Genomic DNA, 19328 nt, shown 5'->3' on the forward strand with positions numbered 1-19328 from the left:
CGCCGTGGAACGCCGTACGAGCGAACCCCGCCCCGACTGGCAGCGGACCGTCGAGGAGCAGGGCCTGATCTACCCCCTCACCCGCCACCCCGACGGCGAGCTGCGCCCGTACTGGGACGAGAGCGCCTACTACGCCTTCACCCTCGACGAGGTGGAGACGCTGGAGGAGACCGTCGAGAAACTGCACACGATGTGCCTGGCGGCGGCGGACCACATGGTCACGAAGAACCGTTTCGCCGACCTGGGGGTCACCGACCCGCGCGTCGCGGCGGCCGTCACCGAGTCCTGGCACCGCCGCGCCGAACTCCCCTCCCTCTACGGCCGCTTCGACCTCCGCTACGACGGCACCGGCCCGGCGAAGCTCCTGGAGTACAATGCCGACACCCCCACCTCGCTGGTGGAGGCCGCGTCGGCGCAGTGGTTCTGGATGGAGGACCGCTTCCCGGGCGCCGACCAGTGGAACAGCCTCCACGAACGCCTGGTCGCCGCCTGGCGGAAACAGGCCCCCCTCCTCCCGCCCGGCGCCCCCCTGCACTTCGCCCACTCCTGCGCCGACGAACTCGGCGAGGACCTCATGACGGTCGCGTACCTCAAGGAGACGGCGGAACAGGCGGGCCTCGCCACCGACTGGATCTCCATGGAGGAGATCGGCTGGGACTCCCTCTCCGGCCGCTTCGTCGACAACCGGCTCCGCTTCATCCGGGCCTGCTTCAAGCTCTACCCGTGGGAGTGGCTCACCACCGACGACTTCGCCGGCCATGTCCTCGACACCCTGGACAACGGCGGCGGCACCGGCGCGACTATGTGGATCGAGCCCGCCTGGAAGATGCTGCTCAGCAACAAGGCGCTGCTGGCGATCCTCTGGGAGCTCTACCCCGGCCACCCGAACCTGCTCCCCGCCTACGTCGACGGACCGAGAGAGCTCGCGACCGGGCGGGGCTACGTCAGCAAGCCGCTGCTGGGCCGCGAGGGCGCGGGCGTGGTCGTGCACGAGCCCGGTCATGCCCCGGTGGTACGCGAAGAGCCCTGCTGCTACCAGGAGCTGGCCCCACTGCCTGACTTCGACGGCAACCGTGTGGTGCTGGGCGCGTGGGTGGTGGGGGAGGAGGCGGCGGGGCTGGGGATCCGCGAGTCGCGGGGCCTGGTGACGGACGACTACGCCCGCTTCCTGCCGCACGTGATTCTCTAGTGCCGCATCAGCGAACCTTCGCCCTGTCGGAGCAGGCGTCCGGTTGTGGGCGGCGCTTGGTGGTCCGTAATGGCCACCACCAGTCGCGGACCGTGATAACCGCGGCCGGCCCGATTGAGGTGCGGGCACCGCGGGTCAACGACCGCCGGGTCGATGAGGCAACCGGCGGCCGTAAGCGGTTCTCCTCGAAGATCCTGACGCCGTGGTGCCGCAAGTCACCGAAGATCTCCGAGGTGCTGCCGTTGCTGTACTTGCACGGCCTGTCCTCCGGTGACTTCGTGCCGGCGCTGGAGCAGTTCCCGGGTGGTGCGGCCGGACTCTCGTCGGCGGCTGTGCCCCGGCTGCCCCGGCAGTGGCAGGACGACCACGCCGCCTTCCAGTGCGACCTGTCGCAGACCGACTTCGTCTACGTGTGGGCCGACGGGGCGCACCCCCAGGTGAGGCTCGGGCAGGCGCACTCGTGCGTGCTCGTTCTGCTCGGAGTCCGCCTGGACGGAACCAAGGAACTGATCGCGCCGGCTGAGGGCCTGCGCGAGAGCGCCGAGTCATGGGCCGACCTGCTGCGCGACTGCCGCCGCCGCGGCATGCGCTACCCCGGACTCGTCATCGGAGACGGCTCGATGGGCCTGTGGAAGACGTTGGCCGAGGTGTTCCCCGCCGCCCGGCATCAAAGGTGCTGGGCACACAAGGCCCGAAATGTCACGAACGCCCTGTCGAAGTCCGCGCAGCCGGGCGCAGCGAAGGCGATGCAGGAGATCTACAACGCCGAGGATCGGGCCCACGCCGAGAAGGCGATCGAGGTGTTCGCCAGGACCTACGGCGCCGAGTGGCCCAAGGCCGTCACCAAGCTAACCGACGACCGGGACGAGTTGCTGGCGTTCTACGACTTCCCGGCCGAGCACTGGATCCGCCTGCGGACCACGAACCCGATCGAGTCGACGTTCTCCACGGTCAGGCTGCGGACCAAGGTCACCCGCGGCGCCGGGAGCCCGGCCGCCGCCCTGGCGATGGTGTTCAAGCTGGTGGAGTCCGCCCAGGCCCGCTGGCGCGCGATCACCGGCGCTCACCTCGTCGCACTGGTCCGTGCAGGCGCAGGGTTCGAGAACGGAGTCCTGGTCGAACGTGAGGTGGCATGACGCGCCGCCCGGCGCTGGTCGCCGCCAGTGGCCCGCCCGTGTGGGCCCGGCGACGTCGGCACACGCCCTGGTCGATGCGCTTGGCCGGCCGGCCGTGTTGCCGTGTCGAGATCAAGAACGGGTGCGGGCGGTCACCGGGAGCGGTAGGCGCGCTTGGACCGGCGACTCATTTCAGTGTTCTGGAACGCCACGCATTCCCAACGTCCGTCGCGGCGACGCAGTGTGAAGGTCTGGAACTTGTCCACGTCGACCCGGCCGCCTTTGCCGATGCCGCCGACCGTGGTCACCACCGCCGTGGACTCGTCCGGCATTCGCACATCGATCGGCTTGACTGTCATGCGCGTGCCCTTCTGCCACCGGGTGAACACCTCGTGGTGTGTCTGCGCGATGGCGGCGCGCCCGAACATGGCATCTCCCATGAAGATCACGTATGAGGCGTCCTCGGCGAACTGCGCGGCATAGCGCGTCGCGTCACCCGCGTTCCATGCCTGCCGGACCCGCTCAAGGAACTCCTCGACCGTGTCCCCGCTCTTGACCGTCATCATCGTCTCCCTTGGCGGGGCGCCCTGCAGGCGCCCAATCCGTTCCCACTGAAATTATTACAACCGAAACGGTATTGCAAGGCGCACCCCGTCACTGGATCGAACAACCAGGCCAGAGAGGCCGATCACCACACCCGAGCGGGCCGCGCCCCGGATTCAACAGCGACGTTGGCATAGACGATCCCGAGCAGCCGACGCAGCTCAGCCTGGTCCTCTGCCGCCAGACCGGCAGTCAGCCGCCGCTCCGAGGCACCCGCGAGCCCGATCAGCTTCTCCAGCTCCACCCGGCCCTCCTCCCGCAGGCGCACCAGCTTCACCCGGGCGTCACTCGGCGACTCGCGCCGCTCCACCAGGCCCCTCTCGATGAGCAGCGACAGCAGCCCGACCAAGCGGCTGGCCGGGATACCGAGTGAGGAGGCAAGCTGCTGCTGCGAATGTTCCCCGCCGTCACGCAACCCGCGCAGCACGGCGAAATGCCGCGGATGCAAGTCCTCCTCGGCCAGGGTCGACTCAAATGCGAGAGCCGCCGCGTTGCCCACCGAAGCGATCAAGAAGCCGAGCGGCTCGTCCGCCCCGACTCTCCACGTAGCAGGTCCCTTCCTCATCCGAGAAACGTAACAGCAGCTGACCGTTCCCATCGAAACAGCCCTCCGCAGCCCTGCAGCGGGAAACAGCCCCTGCTGCCAACCACCTCCGAAGCCATGTGCTGAAGACCACCTGGCCCGGCTGAACAGGAACCACGGAAGGCGGAGCGACCATGAGCGAGACCACTGTCAACCAACCGGCCACGCACGACTCGGCCCATGAGCCCACCGCCACCGGCGAGCGCGCCGATCTGCTGGAGGCCCTGGCCAAGCATCGGCGATGCTGCCCGCCGAGACGCTGACCGCCGAGCACGCCGGCCACGCCGACATCATCCCCGAGTCCCTGGAGGGCGCCAAGACCATGGGTTAGCCGGCGGCGCGGCAGGGTGTATCGCCCCCTACAAGAGGGCGATACGCCCTGTGACCCCGCAAACACCTTTGCCTCACGATCCGCGGGTCAGGGACGTCAGCGAGGCAGCTGACATCTAGTCCTGACATCAACGGGCGTGAACGTCGGCGTATCAGAGCAGCTGAGGGCGTACCCACGAACGGCGATACGAAGCCACTATGCAGGCCGAGGAGGGCCGCCGGACCGAACTCCTGAAGCCGTGGTCGTGTTGGAGCGTCCTCACTACTCTGTCGGCGCGTGCCGATACGCGACCCCTTACAAGCCGCACCTCGTATGTCTGGCCTGCCGGTCGTGGTTCAAGCAGAGCCCGCTACCGCCGCGAGAGCATCCGCGCCCGCGCTGCCGCACCCCGATGATCAATGCCGGGTTCGACCTTGCCATCCCTCGCCGTAGGGACGAGAGCGCTTGGGAAGCACGTGGGGTCACACTGCGTGCCGGCCTCACCTTTCACTCATGCGGTTGCGGCTGGTCCCGGCTACCGGCCGCGGTCGACTGCGGAGGTCCGTGAGCGAGGCCGGGCGGCCAAGCGGCTCGGGCTGCCGGAACGGACGGCGCTGAAGCGCTACGACCCCTGGGAGAACCCAGCGCGGCAAGGGCGTCACCGCAGTCCTGGACGGGGAGGCCGTACCCGAGGGCCGCCAGGTCGTGCAGGGCGCGACTCGCTGACGGAGGCAGCACAAACCGTGCCCGGAACAGGGAGACCGTGAGCAGGAGACGATACGTCGCCCGAGGCGTGCCCGGTGGATACCGGATCTGGGACAACAGAGGACGTCGATGGTGGGGCGATCTCTACGAGTTGTGCCCCGACGATCCCGTGGCCGAGCTCAACGGCCAGGCGGACCACGCGCGGATAACGGCGCTGATGAAGCGCTACAGGGCGGAGAAGCGGTAGGTGACCCGAAGCGTGGATGACGAATACGCGCACCACAGCCGCACCAGATCAAGCGGGGAACAGCGGGGAATCACGGGGAATGGGGCACCGCCTGCCAAGGCCCCCTGTCGACAATTCACCGAGGTCAGCGCCTGTATCAGCCCCAAAAGCTCGCAGCTTCCCAAGCTGCGGTCGCTGCATGGTTCGACACTCGCAGCGCTACAACGGATTGCCTAGCACGTAGGAGTGCAGGTGGGGGACGGTGATGCGGGCCCAGAACTCGTCGGCATATTGGTCGATGTGCACCAGTGCGCGTCTACCCAGTGCGAGCAAGGCCCGCTTCGTGTAGTCGTAATCGGCATGTGGATCCTCTTCGAAGGAGACTTCCCCTGAGTCGGCCAGTGCATTCCTCGCCGCGCCGATGATCAAACCCCCTGGGACGTCGCCAGGCGCAGCAGCCCCGCGTGTCCAGAAGCTGCTTTCTAGCAGGGAAAAGTCCACATCAGCGTTGCCGCTCGAATCCGTAGAGCGGCGCTGGAGATCCGCGACGATTCGGAGGACCCGTCGCTCCGCAGGCGTGCATTCCCGTAGAATCCGGGGGAAGTACCACGCGTCCAAATCTCGCCGGGCGCGTTTACAAGCGGTCTTGGCGGCGAGCACATCGACTCGAGGACCCGAAGCCTCACGCCAGGTACGGTCCCCGATCAACTGGATAAGCCATGGATTCCCTTGAGAGAAGTGAACCGCTTCCTCTAGCGCATCCGGGGTGAAGTCCGCATTTGCTTCGTGAGCTGGCAGGGCGAGTGCGCTGCGCGCATCGATGCGGGATAAGGGCAGCAGACGCATGTATTTGTTTGCTCCCAGACGGGCTGCGGCTGTGCTGTAAAAGCTCGGCTCGTCCGTCTCTGGCCCTGCGCCCTGCCAAGAAGGAAACAACCCGCACGCTAGGAATCCCACTGGCAAGCGGCGCTGTGCAACGGCGTGGAGTGCAGCGTCAAGGGGGCGAAACTGTTCCTGGGGAATCACCTGTGCTTCGTCGAGCGCGAGTAGGACACCGATCGAGCTGTCTTGTGCGGCTTCGCCGATTTCAATGATGAGACGACGCAGGTCGAGCTCGAAGATCCCCGTGTCTGCAGTGCCTCTCACGGCCTCCACGTCCAGATTCAGCGTCACGCCAGCAACGGAAACGGAGGTGAACGCTTTGAGTACACCCAGTGCCCGTTTAATGGCAGCACTCATGCGATGGCGCCGAGTCATTGAGTGGAGCGCCTCACTCGCGAGTACTGCGATTAGCGCCGACAAATGAGTCCCAGGGATTGCCTCTTCCGCTCCCACACACCACCCTTGGCTTCGCGCCGCATCGAGTAGGTGGTTGAACAGGGCAGTCTTACCCGAGCCTCGCGCTCCAGTGATGAACGGGAACGTTGCTGCCTTTCCGTCTTGCATGCGGTGACGGGCGACATCGAACTCCTCGATGACATCACGGCGCCCAGCCAGATGTGTCGGCTGGACGCCGGCGCCGGGGGTGTAGGGAGATAGCCGGGGATCCACGTGGATGACCTTATGGCGCGGCATGAGGTGCTCGCATAGAGATCGCTACGTTCCGTACTCCCGCTCCGTCGCCAGCGCGCAAGGGGCTGGTTCCTTCCATGCCGCCGGCGCTACAGCCCGCTTCGTCGCTGACTGTGTTCCACCCAAGGTCCGGCGGCTACGTCCGTCTCAGTTTCCGTCTCATTCAGCCACGTTCACGGCCGTTCAGCGGGATGCGCGCCCCGGGCTTGCCTCACCGGCTGACCGCCCATGAACCCAGGCGAACGCCCCCACACGCACTCCGACGTCTCACCACCACAGTTGGAAAGCGTGCACCCAGAAGAGCACTCCCGACGTACTGACCGGCGTGCGCCTGCATCATCTGACGCCGCCGATCGTCCGCCCTGCCCCGTGCCGGCTACGTGCCACACGCTGGATGCCCGAAGGCGCAGCGAACCGACGGAGGGGGACAGACCGTGGGTGAGTGGAAGCAGGGGAAGTGCGGGTGGCCGACGGCGACCGGCGGTCGTTGTCAGAACAAGACGCTGAAGGGCACTGCGCGCTGCCACCTCCATCAGGGGAACTGGACGAAGCGCGGCCAGGCCGAGCTGAAGAAGCGTGCGAGCAGGCGCCGTAAGAAGTGATCCGTGCGCGGTTCGTGGCCTCTCTGCGTCTGTTGGAGGGGGGTGGTGTCGAAGCTTCACGAGTTCCCGGACCGACGTGGCTCGGGGATCTCTTCTGAGCCACCCCCCTTGGTCGCGCGCTCCTCTTTGCCGAGACAGCAGACCGCCCCAACGCTCCGCAGCGTACGGCCAGCCACTGACAACGTCGTGCACCACTAGCGCACCAGATCGAGCGGGGAACAGCGGTGAAAGCCACCGAGGCCGAGAGGACAAGGCCCACGGCGTGGTCTCGCCGTTGTGCTCGGACTGGACGAGGGGCCGGCGCTACGGGTGCCCGCGGCCGAGCCACTGCTCGTACGGGATGGTGGGCCGCTGCGATCACCGGGTACAGCCAAATCCCTGCCGTACAGTGAAAACCATGTCGCGTGAGTGTTGAGACGCTTCCCGCTGGACCTTCAGGCAGGCAACGAGAGAGGTGGCGCTTTGGGCACCCCGGCTCATCACCCCATTCCCGTCCGCCGCGGGCACCTGCGCGAGGCCGCGGAGAGCATCGAGCAGGCCACGGGCATGAGTGTTGAGATCATCGGAGGAACACTCGTGATGTCCCCCAGCCCCAGCGGCAGGCACGCGGGCATCATCATCGACCTGCGCGATGCCATCCGCCCCGGGCTTTCGGCCCCGTACGAGGCGTTCGAGAACGTGTCCGTCCCGATGCCTGATGATCCGGACGACTACGCGACCCCGGATCTGACCATCGGCCCACGTACCTTCAAGGACGACGACGGCTGGCTCCTGGACGCCGACGCGGTCGAACTGGCCGTGGAGGTCATCTCCCCGTCCGAGCGACTCAAAGGAATCAACGAGAAGACCGCGTGGTACGCGGCAGCGGGCGTCGCTCGTCTCTTGCAAATCGACCCGCGGACAGGCACGTGGTCGCTGTTCGGCCGTCCTGGAGAAGGCGAGTACCGGAGCGTCGTCCACGGCAAGTACGGAGAGGACGTGCCGTTGCCCACCGGACTCGGTGGCGATCTGTCCACGGCCGGCCTCGGCCGGTACGGGACGCGGCCGGGCGGCTGACCGCGGGTGTCCGGGCGCGGCGAAGGGATCGCGGAGCCGCGCGAGGGAGGCCTTCAGGCGCTCAGCACCTCCCACAACTGCTCGACCCCCCACTCCAGATCCTCCTCCTCGACCACCAACGGCGGCGCCACCCGCACCGTCACCCCGTGCGTCTCCTTCACCAGCACGCCTCGCTCCATCAGCCGCTCCGCCACCGCCCGCCCCGACCCCACCGCGGGATCCACGTCCACCCCCGCCCACAGCCCCCGCCCTCGTACGGCCGTCACCCGCCCGCTCCCGGTCATCTCCGCCAGGCGCCGGTGGAGCAGTTCCCCCAGTTCGGCCGCCCGCTCCTGGAACTCCCCGGTCCGCAGCATCGCGATCACCTCCAGGGCCACCGCGCAGGCCAGCGGATTGCCGCCGAAGGTGGACCCGTGCTCCCCGGGCCGGAACACCCCGAGCACCTCCGCGTTCGCCACCACCGCCGACACCGGCAGCACTCCACCCCCCAGCGCCTTCCCGAGGACGTACACATCGGGTACGACCCCCTCGTGCTCGCACGCGAACGTCCGCCCGGTCCGCCCCAGCCCCGACTGGATCTCGTCCGCGACGAACAGCACATCCCGCTCGCGGGTCAGCTCCCGCACCCCGGCCAGGTAGCCCTCCGGCGGCACGACGACCCCCGCCTCGCCCTGGATCGGCTCCAGCAGCACCGCGACCGTGTTCTCGGTCACCGCGGCCCGCATGGCCGTCAGGTCGCCGTACGGCACGATCTCGAACCCCGGCGTGTACGGCCCGTAGTCCGCCCGTGCCTCCGGATCCGTGGAGAAGCTGATCACGGTCGTCGTACGGCCGTGGAAGTTCCCGCCCGCCACCACGACCTTCGCCATCTCGGCCGGCACGCCCTTGACCCGGTAGCCCCACTTCCGGGCGGTCTTCACCGCCGTCTCCACCGCCTCCACGCCGGTGTTCATCGGCAGCACCGTCTCCATCCCGCACAGCTCGGCCAGCTCGGTGCAGAACGCGGCGAACCGGTCGTGGTGGAACGCCCTCGACGTCAGCGTCACCCGCTCCAGCTGGGCCTTCGCCGCCGCGACCAGGCGCGGGTGGCCGTGCCCGAAGTTCAGCGCCGAGTAGCCGGCCAGGAAGTCCAGGTACCGGCGTCCCTCGACGTCCGTCATCCAGGCGCCGTCGGCCGTCGCGATCACCACCGGCAGCGGGTCGTAGTTGTGCGCGCTGTGCGCGTCGGCGGCGGCGATGAGGGCTTCCGTAGTGGTCACGGCGACTCCAGGGGACGCGGCAGGACTGCCCCCTTTCCTACCTTCCGCCCCTGCCCGACTGGTGGACGCCACGGCCCTCGGGCCCGGCGTGCCCGGTAATGTGATCCACGGGCCGTGACTGGCGCGCTGGGATGGGACCGACCATCGGGGAGCGGCTCGTGCTGTGACCGAGTGCCGTGCGCCTGGGCCGAACCGTGAATGCCGAACGCCATGTCCGGAGGTCCCGAATGTCAGACAAGTCCGCGCCCCTGTCCACCGAGTCCACGGCCTACCGTGCCGCCCTCGACGTGATCCGCGCCGTCGAGCCGCGGGTCGCCGACGCCATCGGCCAGGAGGTCGCCGACCAGCGCGAGATGCTCAAGCTGATCGCCTCCGAGAACTACGCCTCCCCGGCGACCCTGCTCGCCATGGGCAACTGGTTCAGCGACAAGTACGCCGAGGGCACGATCGGCCGCCGCTTCTACGCCGGCTGCCGCAACGTCGACACCGTCGAGGCGCTCGCCGCCGAGCACGCCCGGGAGCTGTTCGGCGCGCGGCACGCCTACGTTCAGCCGCACTCCGGCATCGACGCCAACCTGGTCGCCTTCTGGGCCGTCCTCGCCGACCGCGTCGAGGTCCCCTTCCTCCAGAAGGCCGGCGCCCGCCAGGTCAACGACCTCTCCGAGGCCGACTGGGCCGAGCTGCGCCAGGCCTTCGGCAACCAGCGGATGCTCGGCATGTCCCTGGACGCCGGCGGCCACCTCACCCACGGCTTCCGCCCGAACATCTCCGGCAAGATGTTCGACCAACGCTCCTACGGCACCGACCCGGCCACCGGCCTGATCGACTACGACGCGCTGCGCGCCCAGGCCCGTGACTTCAAGCCGCTGATCATCGTCGCGGGCTACTCGGCGTACCCCCGTCTGGTGAACTTCCGGATCATGCGCGAGATCGCGGACGAGGTCGGCGCGACCCTCATGGTCGACATGGCGCACTTCGCCGGTCTGGTCGCCGGCAAGGTCCTGACCGGTGACTTCGACCCGGTCCCGCACGCCCAGATCGTGACCACGACCACCCACAAGTCGCTGCGCGGCCCGCGCGGCGGCATGGTCCTGTGCGACGACTCCCTCAAGGACCAGGTCGACCGCGGCTGCCCGATGGTCCTCGGCGGCCCGCTCCCGCACGTCATGGCCGCCAAGGCCGTCGCGCTGGCCGAGGCCCGGCAGCCCGCCTTCCAGGACTACGCCCAGCGCATCGTCGACAACTCGCGCGCGCTGGCCGAGGGCCTGATGCGCCGGGGCGCCACCCTGGTCACCGGCGGCACCGACAACCACCTCAACCTGATCGACGTCGAGACGTCGTACGGCCTCACCGGCCGCCAGGCCGAGTCGGCCCTCCTCGACTCCGGCATCGTCACCAACCGCAACGCGATCCCCGCCGACCCGAACGGCGCCTGGTACACCTCCGGCATCCGCATCGGCACGCCCGCGCTGACGACGCGAGGACTGGGAACGGCGGAGATGGACGAGGTGGCGGGTCTGATCGACCGTGTCCTCACCGCCACGGAGCCGGGCACGACGAAGTCGGGCGCCCCGTCGAAGGCCTCCCACGTCCTGGACGAGAAGGTCTCGACGGAGATCGCCCAGCGCGCGACCGACCTGGTGGCGGGCTTCCCGCTGTACCCGGAGATCGACCTCGGCTGATCGACACCGGTCAGGGGCAGCGCCCCGTAAGGGGCGCTGGGGGTACCCCCGGCCGAAGGCCGGGGGAGGAACTGCGCGAGCAACCACATGCGACCCGCAGTCCCCCGCGCCCCGAAACCACCCCACCCCTCAAGGGCCGACCACCCCCTCACCCTCTGAGAGAATGGTGAGCATGGCTTCTGACCGACCCCGCGTGCTCTCCGGCATCCAGCCCACCGCCGGCTCGTTCCACCTGGGCAACTACCTCGGCGCCGTCCGCCAGTGGGTGGCCCTCCAGGAGACCCACGACGCCTTCTACATGGTCGTCGACCTGCACGCGATCACGGTCCCGCAGGACCCCGCCGACCTGCGCGCCAACACCCGGCTCGCCGCCGCCCAGCTGCTCGCGGCCGGCCTGGACCCGGACCGCTGCACCCTCTTCGTGCAGAGCCACGTCCCGGAGCACGCCCAGCTCGCCTGGGTCATGAACTGCCTGACCGGCTTCGGCGAGGCCAGCCGGATGACCCAGTTCAAGGACAAGGCGGCCAAGCAGGGCACGGACCGCGCGAGCGTCGGCCTGTTCACGTACCCCATCCTCCAGGTCGCCGACATCCTGCTCTACCAGGCCAACGAGGTCCCCGTCGGCGAGGACCAGCGCCAGCACGTCGAGCTCACCCGTGACCTCGCCGAGCGCTTCAACGGCCGGTTCGGCGAGACCTTCACCATCCCGAAGCCGTACATCCTCAAGGAGACGGCGAAGATCTACGACCTCCAGGACCCGGCGATCAAGATGAGCAAGTCGGCGTCCACGCCGAAGGGCCTCATCAACCTCCTCGACGACCCGAAGGCGACCGCGAAGAAGGTCAAGAGCGCGGTCACCGACACCGACACCGTGATCCGCTACGACGCCGAGCACAAGCCGGGAGTCTCCAACCTGCTCACCATCCACTCCACCCTCACCGGCAAGTCGATCGCCGAGCTGGAGCAGGAGTACGAGGGCAAGATGTACGGCGCGCTCAAGACGGACCTCGCCGAGATCATGGTCGACTTCGTCACTCCGTTCCGGGAGCGCACCCAGCAGTACCTGGACGACTCGGAGACCCTCGACTCGATCCTCGCCAAGGGGGCCGAGAAGGCGCGTGCCGTCGCCGCCGAGACCCTGGCCCAGGCCTACGACAGGGTCGGTTTCCTGCCCGCCAAGCACTGAGTCGCATACCAGGCGAAGCGAAGCGCTGCACATCACTTCGGCCACGGCTGCCCGGGAGGCGGCCGTGGCCGTACAGTCGATAGCCGGACGGCCGGGTACGAACCCGACATGCGTCCGCCCACCACGACCGACGGGAGATGACGTGGGGACCGTAACGATCGGCGTGTCGATCGCGGTCCCGGAGCCTCACGGCAGCCTGCTCCAGCAGCGGCGCGCGGGCTTCGGCGACGCCGCGGCCCACGGCATCCCCACGCACGTCACGCTGCTGCCGCCCACGGAGATCGGCTCCGCCGAGTTGCCGGCCGTGGAGGCGTATCTCGGCGAGGTCGCCGCCATGGGCCGGCCGTTCCCGATGCGGCTGTGCGGGACCGGTACGTTCCGGCCGCTGTCGCCGGTGGTGTACGTCCGGGTGGTCCAGGGCGCGGACGACTGCGCCTGGCTGCAGCAGCGGGTCCGGGACGCGTCCGGGCCGCTCGACCGTGAGCTGCAGTTCCCGTACCACCCGCACGTGACCGTGGCCCATGGGATCGACGAGGCCGCCATGGACCTGGCGTTCGCCGAGTTGGCGGACTTCGAGGCCGAGTGGTCCTGTATGGGGTTCGCGCTGTACGAGCAGGGCGCGGACGGGGTGTGGCGGAAGCTGCGGGAGTACGTCTTCGGGGGCTCTGTTGTTCCACCTCAGGTGGGGCATGCGGAGCGGGGGAGTATCGCGAGTCGGTAGGGCGCGGGCCGGTGGGGCCCGGTCGCGCAGTTCCTCCCCCAGCCTTCGGCCGGGGGTACCCCCAGCGCCCCTTGCGGGGCGCTTCGGCCGGCCGGAACTAGATCGGCAACCTCCGGAACACCGACCGCGGTGCGTGCCGCAGTGCCGACATCACGACGCGCAGCGCTCCCGGCACCCACACCACCTCCGACCGTCGCCGCAGGCCCAGCTCGATCGCCGTCGCCACCGCCTCCGGGGTGGTGGCGAGCGGTGCCTCGTCCAGGCCCCGCGTCATCTTCGTCCGGACGAACCCCGGCCGTACGACCATCACGTGCACGCCCGTGCCGTGCAGCGCGTCGCCCAGCCCTTGGGTGAAGGCGTCCAGGCCCGCCTTGCTGGAGCCGTAGATGAAGTTGGAGCGGCGGGCGCGTTCGCCGGCGACCGAGGAGAGGACGACCAGGGAGCCGTGGCCCTGGCTCTGCAGGGCCCGTGCGGCGACCAGGCCCGCCGAGACGGCGCCCGTGTAGTTGGTCTGGGCGACGCGCACCGCGTTCACCGGTTCGCGTTCGTCGGTCGCCTGGTCGCCGAGGATGCCGAAGGCGAGCAGGACCACGTCGACGTCGCCGTTGGCGAAGACCTTGCCGAGGGCCGTCTCGTGGGACTCGGGGTCGAGCGCGTCGAAGGCGAGGGTGTGGACGTCGGGGCCGAGGGCGCGCAGTTGTCCGGCGGCCTGTTCGAGGGCGGGGGAGGGGCGGCCGGCCAGCCAGACCGTACGGGTGCGGCGGGCGATCAGCCGGCGCGCGGTGGCCAGCGCGATCTCCGACGTACCGCCGAGGACGAGCAGGGACTGGGGCATTCCGAAGGCGTCCTTCACGGCAACTCCTGAGGGCTGGAGGAGGGCTAGAGACCGAGGCGGCGGGACAGGTCGGAGACGAACACTCCGCGTGGGTCCAACTCCGCGCGCAGGGCACGGAATTCGGCGAGTCGTGGGTACATCGCGGCGAGCAGGTCGGGTCGGAGCCGGGCGTCCTTGGCGAGGTAGACGCGGCCGCCGGCGCCGGCGACCTCCTCGTCCAGTTCGTCGAGGAAGGCGCCGAGGCCGGGCAGCCCGGCGGGGATGTCGAGGGCGAGGGTCCAGCCGGGCACGGGGAAGGAGAGCCAGCCGGGGTCGGCCTCGCCGAAGCGCTTGAGGACGGCCAGGAAGGACGGGCAGCGGCGCTCGGAGATCCGGGCCACGATCCGGCGCAGGGCGGCCTCCTGGCCGTGTCCGACGACGAACTGGTACTGGACGAAGCCGGCCCGGCCGTAGACGCGGTTCCAGTGCGGGACGCCGTCCAGGGGGTGGAAGAACGAGGAGATGCGCTGGAGTTGGCCGACCCGGGCGCGGGGTGCCTTGCGGTACCAGAGTTCGTTGAAGAGGCCGACGGTGGCGGAGCCCAGGAGGCCGTCGGGGACGTGGGCGGGGGCGGGTGGCAGCTCGCGGGGGCGGAAGGCCAGCGGGGCACGCCCGGCGCGGGTGTTCCCGGCGAGCGCCTCCCTGGGTGCGTGGTCGCCGCGGGTGAGCACCGCGCGCCCGGTCGCCGCCCCGCGCGCGAGCAGGTCGATCCAGGCGACCGAGTAGCGGTAGCGGTGGTCGGTCCCGGTCAGGCGGGTCATCAGGTCGTCGAGGTCGGCGGCGCGTTCGGTGTCGACGGACATGTACGACGTCTCGACGGGGAGGAGGCGGACGGTCGCCGTGAGGATCACTCCGGTCAGACCCATGCCGCCGGCCGTCGCGTCGAACAGCGGGGTGCCGCGGCTCACCGTGCGGACCTGGCCGTCGGCGGTGAGGAGTTCGAAGGACAGCACGTGACGGGAGAACGATCCCGAGACATGGTGGTTCTTGCCGTGGATGTCGGCGCCGATCGCGCCGCCCACCGTCACCTGGCGGGTCCCCGGGGTCACCGGGACGAACCAGCCGAGCGGCAGCAGCACCTCCATCAGGCGGTGCAACGAGACCCCGGCGTCGCACAGCACGGTGCCGCCGTCCGCGTCGATGGCGTGGACGCGGTCCAGGCCCGTCATGTCGAGCACGGCGCCGCCGGCGTTCTGCGCCGCGTCGCCGTAGGCCCGGCCGAGACCCCGCGCGATACCGCCGCGCGACCCGCAGTTCCGGATCGCGTCCGCCGCCTCCTGATAGGTCCGGGGGCGGATCAGGAGGGCGGCGGTGGGGGCGGTGCGGCCCCAGCCGGTGACGGGGACGGTCTCTCCAGGCATACGGCGACCGTAACGCCCGTTATGGGCAATTAGCGCTATTGGCCACGGGGGATCGCCTGACTCCCCGAAACGGGTGATTATCCGAATGTCGCTCAATATGGTCGTAGCTTTGATGGGGTGAGGGTGAACAGTGAGTCCAATGGACGACATGGACCACCGGATCCTCTCCGCACTGCACGCCTGCGGCTCCGATCCACGCGTCGCGTCGGCCGCGCGCGGTCTCTCCCTCGCCGGTGAGCACGGCGCGCTCTGGCTCGCGGCGGGCCTCGCCGGGGCCGCCGTGGACGGCGCGCGGCGCGGCGCCTGGGTGCGTGGCACGGCGCTCGTCGCGGTCGCGCACCTCGGCAGCATGGGCGTCAAACGGGTCGTACGCCGGGCCCGCCCCGCACATGTCCGGCCCCGGATGCGCACCGCGGGGCGGCACTCCTTCCCCAGCTCGCACGCCACCTCCGCCGCGGCCGCGGCCGTCGCCTTCGGGGCGCTCGGGGTGCCCGCCCTCGCGCCCCTCGCCGCCGCCATGTGCCTGTCCCGGCTGGTCGTCGGCGTGCACTTCCCGTCCGACGTGGCGGCGGGCGCGGCCCTCGGGGCGCTCACGGCCCGCGCCGGGGCGCGCTGGATGAGCGGAGGCGGCCGTGACTGAGACCGCGCACGCCGCCGCGAAGGGGGTCGCCGAACCGACGCCGGCGGAGCGGGCTGCCGGAACGGGGCCGGCGAAGAGCGCTGCTGAAACGACTCTGCGCGAACAGCGCGCCCACCCCTCCCTGGCGCACGGACCGGCACGTGCGCGTGTCACCCCCGGCGGCCTCCTCACGGGCCTGCTGCGGACCACCCGCCCCAAGCAGTGGGTCAAGAACACCCTCGTCGTCGCCGCCCCGGCCGCCGCCGGCCGGCTCTTCTCGGTGCCCGCGCTCGGCCGCCTCGCCCTGACCTTCGTCCTCTTCACGGCCTGCGCCGCCGCCGTCTACCTGATCAACGACGCCCGGGACGCCGAGGCCGACCGCGCCCACCCCGTCAAGTGCCGCCGCCCGGTCGCCGCCGGGCAGGTCCCGGTCCCCGTCGCCTACGCCGTCGGCGGCGTCCTGGCCGTCCTCGCGCCCCTGCTCGCGGCCCGGCTCACACCGCCCCTCGTCCCTGTCCTGCTGACCGCCTACCTGGGCATGCAACTGGCGTACTGCGTGGCCCTGAAGCACGTCCTGGTCGTCGACCTCGTCGTGGTCACCACCGGCTTCCTGATGCGGGCGATGACCGGCGGGGTCGCCCTCGGCATCCCGCTGTCCCGCTGGTTCCTGATCACCACCGGCTTCGGCGCGCTCTTCATGGTGTCGGCCAAGCGCTACTCCGAGGCCGTGCAGATGGCCGGAAAAGCGGGCGCCACGCGCGCGCTGCTCACCGAGTACACCACCGGCTACCTCCGCTTCGTCTGGCAGCTGGCCGCCGGAGTCGCCGTCCTCGCCTACTGTCTGTGGGCCCTGGAGGGCCGCGACGGGCCCGCCGCCGGCCTGCTGCCCTGGCGCCAGCTGTCCATGGTCGCCTTCATCCTGGCGATCCTCCGGTACGCCGTCTTCGCCGACCGCGGCACCGCCGGCGAACCCGAGGACGTCGTCCTGCGCGACCGCGCCCTCGCCCTGATCGGCCTGGCCTGGCTCGCGATGTACGGCCTCGCGGTGGCCCACTGGTGACCGCGCCCGCGCGCGAGCTGATCGGCTTCGCGACCGTCGGTCTGCTCGCCTACGCCGCCGACCTCGGCCTCTTCAGCTGGCTGCGCGGCCCGGCCGCCCTCGACCCGCTCACCGCCAAGTCCCTGTCCTTCGTGGCGGGCTGCACCGTCGCCTACCTCGGCAACGCCTGCGGCACCTACCGCCACACGCGTGCGACCGGGGTACGCCCCTACGCCGTCTTCGTCGCCGTGAACCTCGCCGGCGCCCTGGTCCAGCTGCTCTGCCTCGCCGTCAGCCACTACGGACTCGGCCTCACCTCACAGCGCGCCGACACCGTCTCCGGCGCGGTCGTCGGCATGGCGCTGGCTACGATGCTGCGCTTCTGGGGTACCCGCACATTGGTGTTCCGCGGAGGGGGCAGAGTCGGATCATGGACTGGCTGAGAAAACTCCCCGTCGTCGGCCCCCTCGTGGGCCGGCTCATGACGACGCACGTATGGCGGTCGTACGAGCGGCTCGACCGGGTGAAGTGGTCCCGGCTGGCCGCCGCCATGACCTTCATCAGCTTCGTCTCGCTCTTCCCGCTGCTGACCGTGGGCGCCGCGATCGGGGCCGCCACGCTGAGCGAGTCGCAGCAGCACGACCTCCAGAAGAAGATCGCGGACCAGGTGCCCGGCATCTCCGACCAGCTGGACATCCACTCCCTGGTCCAGAACGCCGGCACCGTCGGTCTCATCGCCGGTGCCGTCCTGCTGTTCACCGGCATCAACTGGGTCGGACAGATGCGGGACTGCCTGCGCGCGGTGTGGCAGCTGCCCGACAAGGACCAGAACCCGATCCTCGCCAAGGCCAAGGACGGCGTGATCCTGATCGGCTTCGGCGGCGCCGTGCTCGTCACGCTCGCCGTCTCCACGCTCGCCTCGGCGGCGGTCGGCTGGACGGGCCGGCAGCTCGGCATGGCCGAACACAGCTGGGGGACCCTGCTCCTGCGCATCGCCGCGTTCCTCGTCGCCGTGGTGGCCGACTTCCTGCTCCTGCTCTACGTCCTCACCCTGCTGCCCGGCGTCGAGCCGCCGCGCCGCCGCCTGCTGGTGGCGGCCCTGATCGGCGCGGTCGGCTTCGAACTCCTCAAGCTGCTGCTCAGCGGCTACATCCAGGGCGTCGCCGGAAAGAGCATGTACGGCGCGTTCGGCGTCCCGGTGGCCCTGCTGCTGTGGATCAACTTCACGGCCAGGATCGTCCTGTACTGCGCCGCCTGGACGGCGGAGGAGACCACCGCCGAGTTCAGGGACGAGTCCGTCGGCGCACCAGATCCGGCAGCGGCCAACGGCGGTTGACCAGGAACGCCGCGCCCACCAGCAGCAGCACCGCGCCGCCCGCGATCCCCAGCGCCACCCCGACCCCGCCCGAGCCGTTGGCGGAGGAGGCGGCCACCGGCTTCGAGCTGGTGCCCGCGTCCTTCCCGGCGGCGGTGGCCTGCGGCGGGGCACTGGAGGACACGGCCCCCCTGGGCGGCACCAGCTCGCCCACCGGGGTCACCTTGCCGGCCGCCTGGAAACCCCAGTCGAACAGCTTGGCCGTCTCCTTGTAGACCTCGTTGTGCTCCTTCTTCTCCGGGTTCATCACGGTGACCAGCAGCACCCGGCCGTTCCGCTCGGCGACCCCGGTGAAGGTGGCGCCCGCGTTGGTGGTGTTGCCGTTCTTCACCCCCGCGATGCCCTGGTACACCGGGACGTCGGTGTCGCCGCTCAGCAGCCGGTTGGTGTTCTGGATCTCGAAGGACCCACGGACCGACTTGCCCTTCGCGTTCTTCGTCGTGTCGCCCGGGAAACTGGCCCGCACGGTCGAGCAGTACTCCCGGAAGTCCTTCTTCTGCAGCCCGGAACGCGCGAACAGCGACAGGTCGTACGCCGACGACACCTGCCCCGGCTGGTCGTACCCGTCCGGACTCACCACGTGGGTGTCCAGCGCCTGCAGCTCGTCCGCGTGGTCCTGCATGTCCCTGACCGTCTGCTCGACCCCGCCGTTCATCGCGGACAGCACGTGCACGGCGTCGTTGCCGGAGCGCAGGAACACCCCGAGCCAGAGGTCGCGGACCGTGTAGGTCTGGCCCTCCTTTATCCCGACCATGCTGGAACCGGCGCCGATGCCCGCGAGGTCGGCCGGCGCCACCTTGTGCGGGGTCGACTTCGGGAACCGGGGCAGCACGGTGTCCGCGAACAGCATCTTCAGGGTGCTCGCCGGGGGCAGCCGCCAGTGCGCGTTGTGCGCGGCGAGCACCTCGCCCGACTCGGCGTCGGAGACGATCCAGGACCGCCCCGTGATGTCCTTCGGCAGCACCGGCACCCCGGCGGCCAGGTTCACCTGGGTACCCGGCTGCCCGAGCCGGGTACCGCCCACCGTCGACATGTCCGCCGGGGGAGTGGCCGACGGAGTCGTGGACGGGGTCGGCGCGGCGAGCGCGGCCGGCGCGGTGGACGACAGGGAGAGCAGGGCGGCGGAGGCGACCAGCAACGCGCGGCTGGCCTTCGGCTTCGGAGCGGGCACGGACGAGAACGTACCTGCCACCGAGGGCGAAGTCCCGTCACCGACTCCACCCCGGAATCGGAACCGGACAGCGGACGGCG

General features: G+C 70.0%; 19 protein-coding genes and 1 riboswitch. Of the genes, 12 read left to right on the forward strand and 7 right to left on the reverse strand.

Annotated elements, in window-relative coordinates:
* Nucleotides 1–4 precede the first annotated feature (4 nt).
* The gene (locus ACFY6U_RS33450) at nucleotides 5–1189 is read left to right on the forward strand and encodes a glutathionylspermidine synthase family protein (RefSeq protein ID WP_390044215.1); all 1185 of its coding nucleotides are present in this window, start codon (nucleotides 5–7) and stop codon (nucleotides 1187–1189) included.
* Entirely contained in the window at nucleotides 1189–2325 is a 1137-nt protein-coding gene (locus ACFY6U_RS33455; RefSeq protein ID WP_390044217.1) for an IS256 family transposase, read from the forward strand. The genes ACFY6U_RS33450 and ACFY6U_RS33455 overlap by 1 nt, the downstream gene beginning before the upstream one ends.
* Nucleotides 2326–2456: 131 nt before the next feature.
* Here ACFY6U_RS33455 and ACFY6U_RS33460 read toward each other — a convergent pair whose 3' ends face one another.
* On the reverse strand, nucleotides 2457–2870 hold the full coding sequence (locus ACFY6U_RS33460) for an SgcJ/EcaC family oxidoreductase (protein WP_390044219.1): 414 nt from the start codon (nucleotides 2868–2870) through the stop codon (nucleotides 2457–2459).
* 122 nt (nucleotides 2871–2992) lie between these two features.
* A complete protein-coding gene (locus ACFY6U_RS33465; protein WP_360245434.1) occupies nucleotides 2993–3418 on the reverse strand; it encodes a MarR family transcriptional regulator in 426 nt (141 codons plus the stop codon).
* Between the two features lie 206 nt (nucleotides 3419–3624).
* On the opposite strand from ACFY6U_RS33465, the gene ACFY6U_RS33470 reads away from it, so the two are divergent.
* Both ACFY6U_RS33470 and ACFY6U_RS33475 read left to right on the forward strand, forming a co-directional pair.
* Nucleotides 3625–3753: a hypothetical protein gene (locus tag ACFY6U_RS33470; RefSeq protein WP_390044221.1), complete on the forward strand. Its 129-nt coding sequence runs from the start codon at nucleotides 3625–3627 to the stop codon at nucleotides 3751–3753.
* Nucleotides 3754–4563: 810 nt separating this feature from the next.
* Nucleotides 4564–4752 carry a hypothetical protein gene (locus ACFY6U_RS33475; RefSeq protein WP_390044223.1) on the forward strand — a complete coding sequence of 63 codons (189 nt, stop codon included), beginning with the start codon at nucleotides 4564–4566 and terminating at the stop codon, nucleotides 4750–4752.
* Nucleotides 4753–4950: 198 nt separating this feature from the next.
* On the opposite strand, the gene ACFY6U_RS33480 is transcribed toward ACFY6U_RS33475, so the two are convergent.
* Nucleotides 4951–6306 carry an ATP-binding protein gene (locus ACFY6U_RS33480; RefSeq protein WP_390044225.1) on the reverse strand — a complete coding sequence of 452 codons (1356 nt, stop codon included), beginning with the start codon at nucleotides 6304–6306 and terminating at the stop codon, nucleotides 4951–4953.
* 1007 nt (nucleotides 6307–7313) lie between these two features.
* Between ACFY6U_RS33480 and ACFY6U_RS33485 the strand changes: the two genes are divergently transcribed.
* Nucleotides 7314–7961, forward strand: coding sequence for a Uma2 family endonuclease (locus ACFY6U_RS33485; protein ID WP_390044227.1), 648 nt, complete (start codon nucleotides 7314–7316; stop codon nucleotides 7959–7961).
* Nucleotides 7962–8014: 53 nt separating this feature from the next.
* Here ACFY6U_RS33485 and rocD read toward each other — a convergent pair whose 3' ends face one another.
* Nucleotides 8015–9220, reverse strand: coding sequence for an ornithine--oxo-acid transaminase (gene rocD / locus ACFY6U_RS33490; protein WP_390044229.1), 1206 nt, complete (start codon nucleotides 9218–9220; stop codon nucleotides 8015–8017).
* Nucleotides 9221–9324: 104 nt separating this feature from the next.
* Nucleotides 9325–9415, forward strand: a riboswitch (ZMP/ZTP riboswitch).
* A gap of 32 nt (nucleotides 9416–9447) precedes the next feature.
* Between rocD and ACFY6U_RS33495 the strand changes: the two genes are divergently transcribed.
* The 3 genes from ACFY6U_RS33495 (at nucleotide 9448) to ACFY6U_RS33505 (ending at nucleotide 12809) form a co-directional block, all read left to right on the forward strand.
* Nucleotides 9448–10902 carry a glycine hydroxymethyltransferase gene (locus tag ACFY6U_RS33495; protein WP_390044231.1) on the forward strand — a complete coding sequence of 485 codons (1455 nt, stop codon included), beginning with the start codon at nucleotides 9448–9450 and terminating at the stop codon, nucleotides 10900–10902.
* A 172-nt stretch (nucleotides 10903–11074) separates the two neighbouring features.
* A complete protein-coding gene (gene trpS / locus ACFY6U_RS33500) occupies nucleotides 11075–12088 on the forward strand; it encodes a tryptophan--tRNA ligase (protein ID WP_390044233.1) in 1014 nt (337 codons plus the stop codon).
* Nucleotides 12089–12230: 142 nt separating this feature from the next.
* Nucleotides 12231–12809, forward strand: a complete 579-nt coding sequence (locus ACFY6U_RS33505) for a 2'-5' RNA ligase family protein (protein WP_390044234.1) — start codon at nucleotides 12231–12233, stop codon at nucleotides 12807–12809.
* 97 nt (nucleotides 12810–12906) lie between these two features.
* Here ACFY6U_RS33505 and ACFY6U_RS33510 read toward each other — a convergent pair whose 3' ends face one another.
* Nucleotides 12907–13662, reverse strand: a complete 756-nt coding sequence (locus tag ACFY6U_RS33510) for a decaprenylphospho-beta-D-erythro-pentofuranosid-2-ulose 2-reductase (protein WP_390044236.1) — start codon at nucleotides 13660–13662, stop codon at nucleotides 12907–12909.
* Nucleotides 13663–13688: 26 nt separating this feature from the next.
* On the reverse strand, nucleotides 13689–15044 hold the full coding sequence (locus ACFY6U_RS33515) for an FAD-binding protein (protein WP_390044237.1): 1356 nt from the start codon (nucleotides 15042–15044) through the stop codon (nucleotides 13689–13691).
* A 139-nt stretch (nucleotides 15045–15183) separates the two neighbouring features.
* On the opposite strand from ACFY6U_RS33515, the gene ACFY6U_RS33520 reads away from it, so the two are divergent.
* The 4 genes from ACFY6U_RS33520 to ACFY6U_RS33535 all read left to right on the forward strand — a co-directional run bounded on the left by ACFY6U_RS33520 (nucleotide 15184) and on the right by ACFY6U_RS33535 (nucleotide 18038).
* Nucleotides 15184–15684: a phosphatase PAP2 family protein gene (locus ACFY6U_RS33520; RefSeq protein ID WP_390044238.1), complete on the forward strand. Its 501-nt coding sequence runs from the start codon at nucleotides 15184–15186 to the stop codon at nucleotides 15682–15684.
* Nucleotides 15685–15805: 121 nt separating this feature from the next.
* A complete protein-coding gene (locus ACFY6U_RS33525) occupies nucleotides 15806–16723 on the forward strand; it encodes a decaprenyl-phosphate phosphoribosyltransferase (protein WP_390044455.1) in 918 nt (305 codons plus the stop codon).
* Nucleotides 16720–17145 (forward strand): GtrA family protein, encoded by a 426-nt coding sequence (locus ACFY6U_RS33530; RefSeq protein ID WP_390044240.1) that lies wholly within the window; start codon nucleotides 16720–16722, stop codon nucleotides 17143–17145. The genes ACFY6U_RS33525 and ACFY6U_RS33530 overlap by 4 nt, the downstream gene beginning before the upstream one ends.
* A complete protein-coding gene (locus ACFY6U_RS33535) occupies nucleotides 17133–18038 on the forward strand; it encodes a YihY/virulence factor BrkB family protein (protein WP_390044241.1) in 906 nt (301 codons plus the stop codon). Before ACFY6U_RS33530 ends, ACFY6U_RS33535 begins: the two co-directional genes overlap by 13 nt.
* Here ACFY6U_RS33535 and ACFY6U_RS33540 read toward each other — a convergent pair.
* A complete protein-coding gene (locus tag ACFY6U_RS33540) occupies nucleotides 17986–19248 on the reverse strand; it encodes a D-alanyl-D-alanine carboxypeptidase family protein (RefSeq protein ID WP_390044243.1) in 1263 nt (420 codons plus the stop codon). The two genes, ACFY6U_RS33535 and ACFY6U_RS33540, sit on opposite strands and share 53 nt — an antisense overlap.
* Between the last annotated feature and the right edge of the window lie 80 nt (nucleotides 19249–19328).

It is taken from the genome of Streptomyces sp. NPDC013157 (assembly GCF_042899865.1).
Taxonomy (GTDB): domain Bacteria; phylum Actinomycetota; class Actinomycetes; order Streptomycetales; family Streptomycetaceae; genus Streptomyces.

Bases quoted from the DNA above. Each gene is read 5' to 3' on its own strand.
- ACFY6U_RS33470 (WP_390044221.1), top strand. From the start codon at position 3,625: ATGAGCGAGACCACTGTCAACCAACCGGCCACGCACGACTCGGCCCAT.
- ACFY6U_RS33520 (WP_390044238.1), top strand. From the start codon at position 15,184: ATGGACGACATGGACCACCGGATCCTCTCCGCACTGCACGCCTGCGGC.
- ACFY6U_RS33515 (WP_390044237.1), bottom strand. From the start codon at position 15,044: ATGCCTGGAGAGACCGTCCCCGTCACCGGCTGGGGCCGCACCGCCCCC.
- ACFY6U_RS33480 (WP_390044225.1), bottom strand. From the start codon at position 6,306: ATGCCGCGCCATAAGGTCATCCACGTGGATCCCCGGCTATCTCCCTAC.
- ACFY6U_RS33460 (WP_390044219.1), bottom strand. From the start codon at position 2,870: ATGATGACGGTCAAGAGCGGGGACACGGTCGAGGAGTTCCTTGAGCGG.
- trpS (WP_390044233.1), top strand. From the start codon at position 11,075: ATGGCTTCTGACCGACCCCGCGTGCTCTCCGGCATCCAGCCCACCGCC.
- ACFY6U_RS33535 (WP_390044241.1), top strand. From the start codon at position 17,133: ATGGACTGGCTGAGAAAACTCCCCGTCGTCGGCCCCCTCGTGGGCCGG.
- ACFY6U_RS33495 (WP_390044231.1), top strand. From the start codon at position 9,448: ATGTCAGACAAGTCCGCGCCCCTGTCCACCGAGTCCACGGCCTACCGT.